The 13,795-nt window shown below is 36.6% G+C and carries 11 protein-coding genes; all 11 read right to left on the bottom strand.

Annotated features, from left to right (window positions below):
- Positions 1–94 precede the first annotated feature (94 nt).
- Positions 95–1,486 (bottom strand): family 16 glycosylhydrolase, encoded by a 1,392-nt coding sequence (locus AB3I20_RS09665; RefSeq protein WP_368027234.1) that lies wholly within the window; start codon positions 1,484–1,486, stop codon positions 95–97.
- Between the two features lie 172 nt (positions 1,487–1,658).
- On the bottom strand, positions 1,659–2,399 hold the full coding sequence (gene truA / locus AB3I20_RS09660; RefSeq protein WP_368027233.1) for a tRNA pseudouridine(38-40) synthase TruA: 741 nt from the start codon (positions 2,397–2,399) through the stop codon (positions 1,659–1,661).
- A gap of 191 nt (positions 2,400–2,590) precedes the next feature.
- Complete coding sequence (locus tag AB3I20_RS09655; protein WP_368027232.1) at positions 2,591–3,811, bottom strand: NAD(P)H-dependent oxidoreductase; 1,221 nt, start codon at positions 3,809–3,811, stop codon at positions 2,591–2,593.
- A gap of 19 nt (positions 3,812–3,830) precedes the next feature.
- Positions 3,831–4,442 (bottom strand): NADPH-dependent FMN reductase, encoded by a 612-nt coding sequence (locus tag AB3I20_RS09650; RefSeq protein ID WP_368027231.1) that lies wholly within the window; start codon positions 4,440–4,442, stop codon positions 3,831–3,833.
- A 42-nt stretch (positions 4,443–4,484) separates the two neighbouring features.
- A complete protein-coding gene (locus AB3I20_RS09645) occupies positions 4,485–5,417 on the bottom strand; it encodes an FAD:protein FMN transferase (protein ID WP_368027230.1) in 933 nt (310 codons plus the stop codon).
- Positions 5,418–5,842: 425 nt separating this feature from the next.
- Positions 5,843–6,700 (bottom strand): helix-turn-helix domain-containing protein, encoded by an 858-nt coding sequence (locus AB3I20_RS09640; protein WP_067483235.1) that lies wholly within the window; start codon positions 6,698–6,700, stop codon positions 5,843–5,845.
- Positions 6,701–6,986: 286 nt separating this feature from the next.
- The gene (locus tag AB3I20_RS09635; RefSeq protein ID WP_368027229.1) at positions 6,987–9,605 is read right to left on the bottom strand and encodes an alpha-mannosidase; all 2,619 of its coding nucleotides are present in this window, start codon (positions 9,603–9,605) and stop codon (positions 6,987–6,989) included.
- 20 nt (positions 9,606–9,625) lie between these two features.
- On the bottom strand, positions 9,626–10,675 hold the full coding sequence (locus AB3I20_RS09630) for a PTS fructose transporter subunit IIC (protein ID WP_067483239.1): 1,050 nt from the start codon (positions 10,673–10,675) through the stop codon (positions 9,626–9,628).
- Between the two features lie 22 nt (positions 10,676–10,697).
- Positions 10,698–11,012, bottom strand: a complete 315-nt coding sequence (locus AB3I20_RS09625) for a PTS fructose transporter subunit IIB (RefSeq protein ID WP_067483241.1) — start codon at positions 11,010–11,012, stop codon at positions 10,698–10,700.
- 19 nt (positions 11,013–11,031) lie between these two features.
- The gene (locus tag AB3I20_RS09620) at positions 11,032–11,478 is read right to left on the bottom strand and encodes a PTS sugar transporter subunit IIA (protein WP_067483242.1); all 447 of its coding nucleotides are present in this window, start codon (positions 11,476–11,478) and stop codon (positions 11,032–11,034) included.
- Positions 11,479–13,401 (bottom strand): transcription antiterminator, encoded by a 1,923-nt coding sequence (locus AB3I20_RS09615; RefSeq protein WP_368027228.1) that lies wholly within the window; start codon positions 13,399–13,401, stop codon positions 11,479–11,481.
- Between the last annotated feature and the right edge of the window lie 394 nt (positions 13,402–13,795).

The following is a 13,795-nucleotide window of genomic DNA, read 5'->3' as shown; positions in this document are numbered from 1 at the left end:
GCGGTACATTCCTCGCGTCCTTTTTCTGATATTATTTATTATTTTATAAGCCTCACCGTTTCCCGTAGAAAAAACAAAATTTCCTTTGGTCTTTTTAGTCAATCATTTCCCATTGACTTCTCCAAGCGCCAGTGTGAATAGGACTACATTCAAGGTAGCCTAGGTTATTTTCTATATGGATTACTTGTGTCGGTTTCCAACGATTCACGAACCGAGTGTAATTACCGACGGTTTCTTTTTTCCACTGTGCACTGTAATACGTTTCTGGCACTACGCCGTGTTCTACATAACCTTTTTGGTGCTCATTGTGTAACAACTCATTTGTCCTTGCATTTTTAATCAAAAAATACTCACCTTTAGGAATCATTTGCCACTTTTCAAGATTTTCGTTTGTCGTAGACAGAATCACCTTGTCTGATTCCGTAGCCAAACTAAGAAATTCACCTGTCTCACGATTTTTAATTCCTTGTTTTGGTATATCATAGCCCGCATCTTTTTTATAAACCCGTACATAATCAATCGCCCATTCTTTAGGATAGACCTCATTGTGTTTTCCTGATCCTGCGTCTGTGTATATATTTAAAATCATCCCCATTGGATAATCTGGTGCTTGATTAATTGTCCTGAACAATTGACCATCAAAATAAAATTTCAGTGAACCAGGTTCCCATTCCATACCATACGTATGAAATTCATTAGTTAAGCTATCTACTCCAACTGCTCCTGGAACAACAGCTTCTGCACCGCCAATTGTTGCTGTCGTGCTATCTGTCCACGATCTTGAAAAGAAAGGATCATTCCAACCATATGTGCATACTTGCCATAAGCCTTTCTGGCGATTGTCTTCTGTAACGTTCTTTGTTCCAACTGGTCGCTGAACATTTTTACTGTAATCAAAAAAAGTTTCAATAATATCAATTTCGCCTGTTTCTTTTGAATTTTCCCAATCATTCGTGTCATTTTGCATACCAACTAACCACCATGCCTGATGGCCGCCACCACTACTATTTGATAATTTTGCTCGAATTTCAAAATAACCATACGTTGTCGCATACCCACCAGTTTTCTCATCCCCCAACATTTCATTTTCAGGTGAGATAGGAGACATTAGCTTCTTGCTGCCACTAAAATTATGAATCCAGTTTTTATTAAATGATTGAATTGCACTGGATTTGACACCTGTTGTTCCGTATCCATAATTATCCTTGTCTAGTGTTGGTGCCCAAGCTTTTTGATCTGGTTGAATAGACTCAATCAATTTTCCTTCTTCAAAACGATAATTTGCTTTGGCATCATCCGGATTATCTGCCCAATGTTCCAAATACTTATCGCTCCATTTTGATTGATCCAAAGTTGGTCCATTAAATTCATCATGAAAATCTAGGGTATATCCATTTTTTTCTGGAATTTGTTCCTCTGCTGCTACCACTTTTTCTAAACTCAATCCAACACTTACCACAGCCAATACACAAACTAACTTTTTCATAAAAGAAACCCCTTTCATCTTTATTCAACCAAAGTGTAGCACAGCTTTTTAGCGACTTGATTGTGATTTGTTATCATGAATCTATTTTTACATTTTGAAAATAGTTGCAAAAAGAAGAAATGAAACCCAAAGGCTCATTTCTTCTTTTTCAGCTACTTTAATTACTTTGGATTTAGTGGTAATACACTTCATCAAGAAATAGTCCTTGCGCTGGCACTGTTTCTCCCGCACTTTTCCGCACTTTTTGTTCAAAAATCTCATCAATGGCAGCCACTGGCATCTTTCCTGCACCAATCTCTAACAATGTGCCCATCATAATTCGAACCATTTTATATAAAAAACCATTACCAACAAAAGTAAAGTGAAGCATACTTCCATCTTTTTCAATCGTAATTTTTTCAACCGTTCTTGTTGTAGATTTCTTGCTCTTTTTCAAGGCAGAAAAACCAATAAAATCATGTGTACCTACTAATCGTTTGCAAGCCTCGTTCATCGCATCCAGATTTAACTCTTGTGGAACATAAAAGCTGTGATAACGTTCAAAAGCTGTTGGAATTGGGTTATTCCAAACATAATAGCTGTACTTTTTCCCACTTGCGTTGTAACGAGCGTGGAATCTTTCTGGCACTTCTTCAACCTTCTTAACGACAATATCACCAGGTAAGAAACGATTCAAAAATTCACACATAGCCAAACAATCCATTGTTGACTCTGTCTTAAAATTAGCAATCTGTCCTCTCGCATGTGCACCAGCGTCTGTACGCCCTGAGCCAATAATCTCAATGGTTTCACCTGTCATTTGTTTTAACACAGCTTCAATTTTACCTTGAATCGTTTTATCTGAATCACCAAGACGTTGCCAGCCAAGATAGCGACGTCCATCATACTCAATTGTTAGTTTGATATTTCTCATGTGTCTGCTCCTCTTATTATGAATGATGCGTTGTGAATGACGCAATTTCGTTTCTTAACTCATCGCTCATTATACCAAAGATCATTGCTCATATTAAAAAAAGGAACTGTTTTCTACTAACAACTTTTTCGCGCCAATAAAAAACAATCAGAAACAACGAATTGAGCGCTGTCCTGATTGTTTTATTGTTTTTATTTTACAGAAGCACTCGAAACTGCATCTACTGCAGTTTCATCGTGTGTGCTGGCGCTGGTTACTGCATCTGTTTTTTCATCATGAACAGATGCACTTGAAACCGCATCTTCATTTCCAACAAGTTGTTGACCCGTTTGTTGTAAATACCACTCAATGATTGGTTTGAAATCAAGAATGTATTCATTGATTCCAGCATACTCGCCATTTTCATCATGCATTGCTTGGTAATTATGCACAATATATTTTTCTGGCACTTGTTTTGGTACATGAACACGTACCGCATCTGTTGCTCCGCTTCGCAGTTGTTGAATTACCCACTCTACATTTTTATACGATTTTTCTGGGTGACAGTTGGCTAATGGATTCCCTACCTGACCGGGCACACGAGCAGCTAACATCTCTTTCGCTTCTTGGCGCAAATTATAATATAAAAATTGGTTATTATTATCTGCAAAAGTTAATTCCATCGGCATCGAATCTAAAAAGTAATTGATTTGATCCACTGTCAATAACCCACGATTTAATTTGACGTAAGTATTTCCAGAAACGGCACCGACTGCTTCAGAAGCTTTTTCCAACCAATGATCATCTGACATATCAACATCGGGTATTGTCGTAGCAATTGTTCCTGTCGCATGCAAATCTTCTGGTGGAAGCTTTTTAGGCCCTGCTAAGGTAGACACGACTTTAATGAATTTTACAAAACTTGCTAATGTACTGCCTAAAAAGTCAACAGTTCGTGGATCAATCAAGCGACCTTCTTGGTCAAATGCTTCTTTTGCTTTTCCCAATAAAAATTCATTTCCGGGCATCACTAATGCATTCACGCCTGGTGCGTCCAAAATTTGGCGCAAGTGTAATTGCGCGCGTGAAGTTCCTTGATCGTAGTAAGAAGCACCCACAACCATTACAGGTTTATTTTCAAGTGGATGGATTTTAAATGATAGCCATTCAAGTGCACTTTTCAATCCTGCTGGAACCGTATGATTGTGTTCTGGCGTAGCAATAATTACCCCATCAGCCATTAAGATTTTGCGATTTAGCTGTTGAATAGCAGGACTATTTGTTTGATCATCATCTTGATTGAACAGAGGCAAATCTTTGATTTCAATGATTTCTAAATTAAATAGTTCATGATATTGTTTTTGGATAAATGTTAATAATTTACGGTTATATGAAAGTTCAGCTGCTGATCCGACGATACCTATTAATTTCATCTTTGTTTGCTCCCCTCGATTAAATCGTTTCCCATGAAAAGTTTTCGGCTTCACGTTTATTTGCTTGGTGCGCATGTTGCAATTGACTAGTGATTGTGACAAAGAGTAAGAAATCTTTGAATAGTTCACGTAATTTTGCGACTTGTTCTTCATCAATGAGTCGTCCTTGCTCATCAAAGGCTTGGAGTGAATGACCCAATAAAAATTCTGAGCTTGGCATAATTCGTGCCTTTAACTCTGGTGAATCCAATATTTGGCGCAAATGTGCTTGTGCGCGTGAAGAACCTAACGTGCCGTAAGACGCTCCGGTAATCATCACTGGTTTATCCACAAACGGAAAAATACCATATGAAAGCCAATTTAATGCGTTAATCAATGAAGCAGGAACCGCATGGTCATACTCTGGTGTGCTGATGATTACGCCATCTGCTTGTTCAATTTTTCCAGCAATTTCTTTAACAACATTTGGTAGTTCTGTGTTTTCAGGTTTGTTAAATAGTGGCAGCTCCTTGATTTCGACAATTTCGATTTCTGCCTCATTTACAAAATAATTTTTCATAAACTGTAATAATTCACGGTTTGTTGCCCGCGTTGAATTTGTTCCTACTAATCCAATAAATTTCATCTTCATTCTCTTTCCTTTCTAACATCGATTTCTGACTGTTCGCACGTACTAAATTTTTTCAAATCCTTTTGTATACAAGAATTGATTCTCTTTTGTTACAACTGCTCCCTCGATACCCGGCTGTTCTTCAAGCGCTTTCAACACTTCTAAAGAAGATGCTCCAAATAAACGTGTAGTCCAGATTTCTCCATCTACAGAAGAATCAGACAAAATCGTCAGGCTTGCTACGTCATTTTTAACTGGAAAGCCAGTTTTCGGATCAATGATGTGATGATACACTGACGAACCATTTTGTAGATAACGTTCGTAGATTCCAGAGGTAACTAAAGATTGGTTGCTTAGTTTAACCACCGCAAGCGATTCTTCATGTGAACCTTTAGGATTTCGCAAACCAATACGCCAAGCACCATCCGAACGTCTTGGTGATTCACCAAAAACAACGATATTTCCTCCTAAGTTAACTAAAGCAAACGCTGCATTTCGCTCTCGGCAATGTGTAATTAATTTATCTGCAATGTAACCTTTTGCTAACGCCCCCAAGTCAATCATCATTCCTGGTTTGGTTAAAAAAACGGTTTTCATTTTTTCATCTAATTGAATTTGGTGTGGATCCGTTAGCAGAAGTAACTCAGTTATCTCTGCTTTTGTTGGAACCAATGCATCTTCAAATCCAATATGCCATTTTTGTACAACCGGACCAATAGCAATATTCAGATAACTATTTCTTGCACAACTATGTGCTTTTCCTAATTTGATGAACTCAAAAAGTTCAGGATGTACAATCACAGCTTGTCGTCCAGCAGCTTGATTGATGGCCATTAATTCAGATGTTGCATCATGTGCGCTGAAGCGATGTTCATAAACGTGCAACCATTCGCCTAACTCTGCTAGTAATCGACTAGGCTCTTCATGCCCAACTTGTAATGTAATTGTTGTCCCCATCATTTGCCAGATTTTCGTTTCTTCGATCACCTGATTCATTTTTGTACCTTCTTTACTTGAACTACGGATTACATGAGTAATTAGTTTTTATTTTTGTTACTGTTTTCACAATCAGAGGATACGCCTGCTAGATTTATTTGTCAACCGATTTTATATATTTTTTTATATAATAAGGTAATTTTAATATAAAATTTTATATTGCAAAAAAACAAATAAGGGAAACAAACAACACATTTTTGTGTGTTGCTTATTTCCCTCTAACTATCGTTTTCTATTTGATGGTTAACCTACTTAAAATAAATACTGCAACGACAAACGGAGATCAAGCATGCTTTGTAACGTATTTTACGAGAATTACGACTTTATTTTATTACTCTATCTTGCTGCCATACCCGTCTATCCCTAATCATCTTTGGTGAATTTTTTCAAAGTTAGCATAACAAAAATAAGTATTTTTTCCTTCGTTAATCAATAGTATCATTTTTTTTCATACGATTTAATTCATCAATTAATTTTTTGTTTTTATTAATTTTAGCAAAAGCTAGTGCATCTTGAATCAATTCGAGCACTTCTGCCTTCGACTTATTTTTAGCCTGTGCGTTCTTCGCTAATTGGGCAGCAGCTCGTGCTAAGTAATAAGTCAAATGGTTATCCGAACAAATATCGATTGCGTAATTTAGTAGTGCATCACTTGTTTCCAAATCACCGTCTTGCGCAAAAAAAACACCACAATGAAAGACGATATTTAACACCCGCCAGATATCTTCTGTTGTACGAATCGGATACGTATAAATTTTTTCAAACACTCGATTGAAATAAACTTCTGCTTTTTCCAACTCTTTTTCTCTAGCATAGACCATTCCAATACCTGTATATGCCAATAAACGAAACAACGTGTTGGCTGTTTCTGCCATCAACAACTGATCAAAATGGAACAACACATCCGTAATTGGTGCATTCGTAAAAATCATTTCAAATCCTTTTAGATAGTAGTAACGTGCAATCAGCTCAGACTCGTCAATTACCTTGGGATCAATGGCTGCTAAAATCTGTGTCAATTGTTCATATTCACTCGTAATCAATGAAAACTCTGCTTTTTCTAGCTGTTCATCAAGTTGTGTATTGATCACGTTCATCGAAGAAAAAAGTTCAACTAACGGAAGATTGATTCGATTACATAATTTAATTAAAATTTTTAACGAAGGGACTTGACCATTGTTCTCAAATTTACTTAATGTTGCTTGTGTACAAATTCCTTCAGACACTTCTTTTTGAGATAAGTTGGCAGCCTTTCTTGCCGTAATAAATTTTTCAATGTTCATTATTTTCTCTCCAATCAGACCTCACACGAAAATCATTTCTGTCTCGATTTTAGCATGTTTTCTTTGGGAATGCTTTAATTGGTTAAGATATCAATAGTTTTTTGCTTTTGTTTATTCAACAGCATAATTTTTCAGCCATACTGAAAAATTCAAGAATATCAATCTTTTTCTCAGTCAGTCTTCTAGAAAACTGACTGAGAAAAAGAACAAAGACAAACCAAAAAAAGGACTCTGCAGTCATCCCCACAGAGTCCTTTGTTGCCATTCATTTTTAAATGATGTTTACTTATTTTTTAGTTGTTTTTTCTATAGTTATTAAAAGAGATAAATAGTCATAAGGTTGGATCGTTGTTGACGCTTGTTTTCTTTCAATAGCATTCACCACGTCACCCATTTCCAGAATTTCTTTTGGCAAAATCACTTCCTTCGCTGTTGGATTGGCAAAACGAACCACATAATAGCCTTCATTAAAATAGGAGGGGTAAATTGCTGACACGAGTAGCTCTTCGGGAAACTCAACCAATGAAAATTCTGTTGGAATAGTTAATTCATTTTGCAACGGCCAAATCTTATTGTCTATCCGATGAATAAAGACGTTTAAACTTTGCTTTTGATAGGAAATCGATTGATCTAAACGTGACTCGGTTAGTTTGGCTACTTTCCATTCATCAAACGCACCCTGACTTACCGTAAATCCAAAAGTAAAATGATATTCACCTATTTCCTGTGCTAATGGTGTTTGCATCATGATATGTCCTTCATTAGTCGTATCTCCGGAAGCACGCCCTGGACGCCATGCAAGGTTTGGCTTTCCAAGTTCACCAGTTGTTGCCATTAATGTGATGTACAATTTTTGGCCAATCCGTTCGTATTCCTTCAAACCATCTGCGTAAAAAGTTAGATAAGAATCATCCTTGACAACTGACACACTTTTATCAAAAATTTCTAAATTCACTGGCTTCTCAACCATTCGTTCTTGCCAATCTTCAGGAATAATGTCCGGTTTATTTTCGATAAAGCCATTTTGAATTTGGGCAATTGATTTTTCAGAGTCATCCAATACATTTACTACCATTCGAATACGATGTGAGTAAATAGTATTTTTTATTTTAATGGAACCTTCCACGACTTCCCCAGCACCAATGCTCAGAGTAATTTGATAGTCCACTTCTGCTTCCTCTGGATGTTTTGCTAGTCGATCTTCCAAGTTTTTCGGTAGCTTAGTCTTTCCATTAATAATCAAGGTTTCTTTAGAAGAATCAAGTAACACTTCTGCTTTGTCGAAGTTCAACGGTACCTCGTGATCTCCTTCAAGAGGTGAATAATCATAAGTGTCACCCGCATTCCCTGAATCAACCAAACGAATAAAATCAGGGTATTCAACGTCCCCGGCTATCAGTTTCAGAGAACCTTTGCTGAAGGTAATTGTTAGTGCATCATTTTTGATTTCTGTCTTATTCATTTTCACAGCTGCTTCTAATTCTTCTTCGCTCTCCTCGAATTCAACAATTGTGTATCCTAACGCGGGGACTTCTACTTCTATTTTGACATCTAACTCATAGTAAGCTGGTTCGTCAAAATATTCATAGCCAATGGCGGTCATCCGATAAGCATTCTGACGTTCAGGATAAAATATTTCTTTTTCAACAATGGCATAAGAGCTTCCTTTGAATTGAATTTTTTTTGAATTAGCAACAATATGAACTGTCTTAGGACCTTGATACTGTGCAGTTGTCGTATTGAAGACCAAAACTTGATTTGCATTTAAATCTAAAGCATCTGCAATTCTTTTGACAATGAGATTTTCTATCCCATCTGCAATCTCATTAGCTTCTTTGATTCTATGGTTGATGTCCTCCATAACATTATCAGAAACACAGCCGCCGATACTGTCATGCGCTTGATTTTCTAATACCTTTTTCCATAGACGGCGTAGTAAACCTTTTCCGATACGAATTCCATTTTTTTCAGCAATCAGCATCAATGGCTCAATTCGTTTCAAAATCTTTTGCTCCAGTTTAAAATTAGCTAATTTCATCTGTGTTCGAACAGAACCAATTGAACGATGAACCCGAGAATAAACTGGTTGTCTCAACTCTCCTTCATATTGTGGTAAGTCTTTTTTACTCCGAATGACTTCCACATAAGAAGGATAATCCGAAATTACATTGTCATACTTACTCGAATGATTCATTTCATTGATGATTTGGTCAAAGTTAAGTACCATTGACTTTTGATCCACACCAGCTGGAACCAAAATATCTTCATTGTTCCCATGCGTATGAAGCATTTCTACAGCAACATCCAACTTATCTTTCACAAACTTCGGCACATCATTAATGGCATCAAGATTCATCATGCCAGTCATATAACCGTATGGGAAGTTCATCGCATAAACAATTTTATCCCCTAAACCTTTCCAAATAAAATATGGTGACGATACCATCGTTTCAAAATTCAATCCCCGCCAGCACATAAAATTATCAATTTCTGCTTGATGCAACAATGTTGGTAAGTTTGCATTAAATCCAAAGGTATCTGGTAAGTAGCCTACCATCATTGGTTCACCATATTTATTAATTGTGTCGCTGATGCCAATCATTAAATTACGTAAAATAGATTCTGCGTCAACTAACAAAGCATCTGTTTGTGCGTACCAAGGGCCAACAAAAAGCCGACCTTCTTTCATTAATCGTTGAATTGTTTCTAGTTTCTCTGGATTGATTTCTACATATTCATCAACAATAGATGTTTGACCATCCAAACAAAAATTCACGTTTGGGTTACGCTCTAACTCATCCAAAACTTCAGTAAATACTTGATCGGATAACACGATGGCATCTTCTTTTGTAAAATACCATTCACGATCCCAATGAGTATGCTGAATAACGTGTGCTTTTACCATTTACGATTACCCTACTTTCTTTATTCTACTGATGTTTCTTGTGTCGTTTTTAGATCTTTCTTGTATTTAATTGATTTCAAAGCATTTACCATTAACGCAGTAATGATTCCGCCAACTGCAATAGATACTAGGTATAATGGAATATTTGTGACAAATGGAATCGCCATGAAAGTAGAAAGCATCGTTTCTTGCGTAATTCCAAAGAAACCACTCAATCCACAGCCGATTGAAGTTCCGACTACAATACTTGGAATAACACGTAATGGATCTTTCACCGCAAAAGGAATCGTTCCTTCTGTAATACCAACTAATCCCATAATCATGGCAGTCTTAGCGTTATCACGTTCTGCATCATCATATAATTTTTTATTTAATAAAGTTGCTAAAAACATGCCAAATGGGGGAATTGCAATAGCTAACAGCATTGCTGTACTTGGTCCAAAACTTCCACTTGAAAATGATGCAACACCAAAAGCATACGCAATTTTATTGATTGGTCCACCCATATCAAAGGCCATCATGGCACCTAATATTGCGGACATTAGTGCTGCATTAACACCAGACATCCCTTCTAACCAAGCCGTTAAGCCAGCTGTCATTCCTTGAATTGGTGCTGCTAATACATACCATAAAACTAGCCCTACTACTAAAGTTGTTACAAAAGGAATCAGCATGATTGATTTTAAACTGATTACTTGCATCGGAACTTTCACTTTTTTCAACGCATTTGCTAAGTAACCACAGGCTAAACCAGCAACCATCCCTCCAATAAAGCCCATTCCTAAGTTTTGACACATCATACCTGTAATAAATGCAGGTGCTAAACCAGGACGATCAGCAATCGAGTACGCGATATAGGCGGAAATCATTGGCACAATAAATTGTAACCCTGTTTGACCAATCATTCGCAAGACACCCCAGAAAGTATCCGTCTGATCCCAAACACCGGTTCCACCAAATATTACAGCAATTGAAGTCAACAAACCTGCAGCTACTACTAGTGGAATCATATAGGAAACTCCACTTTGGAAATGGTTTAATATTTCTTTTCCCTGTTTCTTGATATCCATTGATCCTACCCCCAAAAAATTATTAGTTATTGATTCGTGCAATTGCTTCCTTGATTGTTTCTTCTCCATCTTTTACCACTTCGGAAGTGCTCACGGTAAGAATTTTTTTTCCGTCAAACCGGCTACGTTCTGCCACATTCGTATCTACCGCAAAGATGACTACGTCGGCGTCGGCAATTTCTGCTTCAGACAATTTATTTTCCATTCCCATTGCGCCTTGTGTTTCAACTTTGATTTCAATACCATTTTTCTTAGCAAATTTTTCCAAGTTTGCTTTCGCCATATAAGTGTGCGCGATTCCTGCGATACATGCTGTTACTGCAACCATTTTTGTCATATTCCTTCTCCTCCAATTGTTAAAAAGTCAATGCTTTGATTAACTCCTCTTTATTTTTTGATTCTTTGATTTCCTTCACAAAATCATCATCCATTAATTTCCCAGATAGCTCTGCAAGAACACGTAAATGCTCGTTTCCCTTATCAGCTTCTTTGATAGCTAATAAGAAAACGATGTTTACTGGCTGATTGTCCAATGAACCCCAGTCGACTTCATTCTTTAGTTTGGCAACTGCAACCGTTGAATCAATCACTGCTTGGCTTTTTCCGTGCGGAATCGCTATGTTGTGACCAATTCCAGTTGTCATATGTTCTTCTCGTTCAAAAACATCTTTTTTAAATTGATTAACTTCAGAGACAAACCCGTTAGTTGTCAGTAACGTTGCTAATTGATCTACTACTTCTTCTTTAGAGCCAGCCTCTAAGTCTAATACGACATTTCGTTCGTCGATTTTTTCACGTATCATCTATACCGCCTCTTTCAATATTTTTACTAATTCTTCAAAAGAGGAACTAGCTCTTAGTGTTGTTAGGGCTTGTTGATTCGAAACAATTTCATTAAATGTTTCATACAAGCTATTTAATTCTGGTTTTACTTGCTCATTTAACGCGAAGAAAAACACTGAATGTACAACAGTTCCGTTCCAGTCGATGCCTTGTGGATTAACATAGATGCTAATAACAGGTTCATTGACATAGGCTATCTCCGCATGCGGCATTGCAAAATCATTTAGTGCAGTAGAAGACAACTGCTCTCTACGGGTTGCACTTTCTAAGATACCTATCTTCGCATAGCCCATTTCTTGAAGGGTGCAAGTAATCATTCTAAGAACATTTTTCTGTGTATCCCCTTTTTGTTTGCTAAAAAAGCAAAATTTCTTATCAAGTAATGCGAAAAATGTACTTTCTGGATCTAATGAAACTTTCAAGTATCGTTGAACTCTTTTGATATCTGTTTCAAGCATCAATGGGCTAACGACTACTACCGGAAATTTAGCGTTCTTAATTGGAATCGTACTGATTACTAATTCATCTGTGATATGTTCTTCCTGAAGTTCATTGATGCTCAGGACTTTTTTGATTTTTATCGAATCTGCAAAGTTTCTATTGATTCGTTGTTCCAATAATTTTGAAGTTCCATATCCACTGCTGCAAACTAACAACACTTCAGATTTATTAGGTCTGTACCTGTCCAAAAAGGATTGGATATGAAGTGTCACATAAGCAATTTCGTCATCATCAAACCTCACCAAAAATTGTTCTTCTATTTTTTCGAGTAAATCGACACTAAGAAAGAAGGCTTGTTTAAATGATGATTTAATTTTTTCTGTATATGGATTATGGATGTTCACGCCTAAACGTAATCGTTTAACAGCTGCATTGAGATGAAGCACAAGATTGTTAATGAGCTCTGCATCTGCATGAAACTCATTCAGCTCATCAAGTACCAGTTGCTTAAGTTGCTCTCCCAGATCAAGATTAGGTAAAGTGGTCTCACTCAAGTTATGGTTCATGGCATTTTTTTCGATCGCTGAGATATGAATATCAATATATTCTTGCTCATACTTTGGAATGTTAAAATGAAAGGCTTGTTCTAACATGTCAATCAAGTAGCTAGTGTTTTCTAAAATTTCTTTTTCTGTCCCGCCTTCTTGTAATAAAAAATTATTGGAATCAATTCGTTCCAGCGCAATTGCTAGATGAATAGCTAGCGTTTGAAATTCGTAATCCGTAAATTGTAACTGGGTTTCTTCCATGAAGCGATTAAGAATCATTGCTACTTTTTTCAAAATTTCTTTATCCAAAAAATTATTTGCTTCACCCAAGAGATTAATATTCAAATCCAATAAATCTGATTTATTACTAGACGCCGTAAAACCACCCCAATAATAATTCAATACTTCTGACATTAGCTTACGTTTGCCCTTCTCACCCGCATTGATTTTCAATCCATTGCGGTCAGAAATTACTGCCATACCGTGCTTCATCACTCTCTTTTTTACTTCCTTGATCGTACTTTCCATCGTTGATCTGCTAACAAAAAGCTCATCTGCAAGATCTTGTATTTTCAAAGAGCCAGTTGTATTCAGTAACTTAGCAAAGACATAAGTGATACGATCTTCTGATGTATCAACTTTAGTAATCTCAAAATCTGGCAGTAGTTTTCTTAAATCTTCTTTATCACCTACTAACGAAACACCTTTTTTTGGTTGAACAACAATTTGTAGATTTATCTCCTTTTCAACTACAGTTTTTAAATTAGCAATAGCTTTACTAATTGTTTTCGTCGAAACTTGAAGTTGCTCAGCTAATTCTTGATAAGTGGTGTGATCATTTTCCAATAGAAAATTTAAAATTCTCATTTGACGATCGTCTAACTTGATACTCACATAAGCACCTCCTGAATACATTTTTATTTTATAGTTATTGTTTGCGCTTTCATACGGAATTTAGTTCATCATTAATGTGGAATTCGATTAGGTGTCTATTAATTATCAAGATGATTCTCTACAAAATTCCATAGAAAAATCAAGATTCTACAATTCGAATTCTCTTTCACATGGAAATAAAGGCTAGTAAAAAAACAGGAGTTGTGACAAAAGACTTGTCATCCCTCCTGTTTCCTTGCGACTTGAAGCTGAATGCTTTGCGCCACAACCTTTTCCTCGGTGTTCCCAAAGCAACTCTTCGAAATAATTCATAACTGTCCAAAAATATGAAAAGCTATTTTTGTCAGTTGCTCATTATTTTGTCGGAGCTGAACGCTTTGCGCCACAACCTTTT

Origin of the sequence: Enterococcus sp. C50 (assembly GCF_040887505.1) — a bacterium.
GTDB classification, from domain to species: Bacteria; Bacillota; Bacilli; order Lactobacillales; family Enterococcaceae; genus Enterococcus_B; species Enterococcus_B thailandicus.
The sequence above is the reverse complement of the archived record's forward strand: the minus strand, read 5'-3'. Positions and strand labels throughout refer to the sequence as shown.

What these genes read in the sequence shown, in the direction of transcription:
- AB3I20_RS09645 (WP_368027230.1), bottom strand. Translation starts at nt 5,417, where the DNA reads ATGAATCAGGTGATCGAAGAAACGAAAATCTGGCAAATGATGGGGACA.
- AB3I20_RS09650 (WP_368027231.1), bottom strand. Translation starts at nt 4,442, where the DNA reads ATGAAGATGAAATTTATTGGATTAGTAGGAACAAATTCAACGCGGGCA.
- AB3I20_RS09625 (WP_067483241.1), bottom strand. Translation starts at nt 11,012, where the DNA reads ATGACAAAAATGGTTGCAGTAACAGCATGTATCGCAGGAATCGCGCAC.
- AB3I20_RS09655 (WP_368027232.1), bottom strand. Translation starts at nt 3,811, where the DNA reads ATGAAATTAATAGGTATCGTCGGATCAGCAGCTGAACTTTCATATAAC.
- AB3I20_RS09665 (WP_368027234.1), bottom strand. Translation starts at nt 1,486, where the DNA reads ATGAAAAAGTTAGTTTGTGTATTGGCTGTGGTAAGTGTTGGATTGAGT.
- AB3I20_RS09640 (WP_067483235.1), bottom strand. Translation starts at nt 6,700, where the DNA reads ATGAACATTGAAAAATTTATTACGGCAAGAAAGGCTGCCAACTTATCT.
- truA (WP_368027233.1), bottom strand. Translation starts at nt 2,399, where the DNA reads ATGAGAAATATCAAACTAACAATTGAGTATGATGGACGTCGCTATCTT.
- AB3I20_RS09620 (WP_067483242.1), bottom strand. Translation starts at nt 11,478, where the DNA reads ATGATACGTGAAAAAATCGACGAACGAAATGTCGTATTAGACTTAGAG.
- AB3I20_RS09630 (WP_067483239.1), bottom strand. Translation starts at nt 10,675, where the DNA reads ATGGATATCAAGAAACAGGGAAAAGAAATATTAAACCATTTCCAAAGT.
- AB3I20_RS09635 (WP_368027229.1), bottom strand. Translation starts at nt 9,605, where the DNA reads ATGGTAAAAGCACACGTTATTCAGCATACTCATTGGGATCGTGAATGG.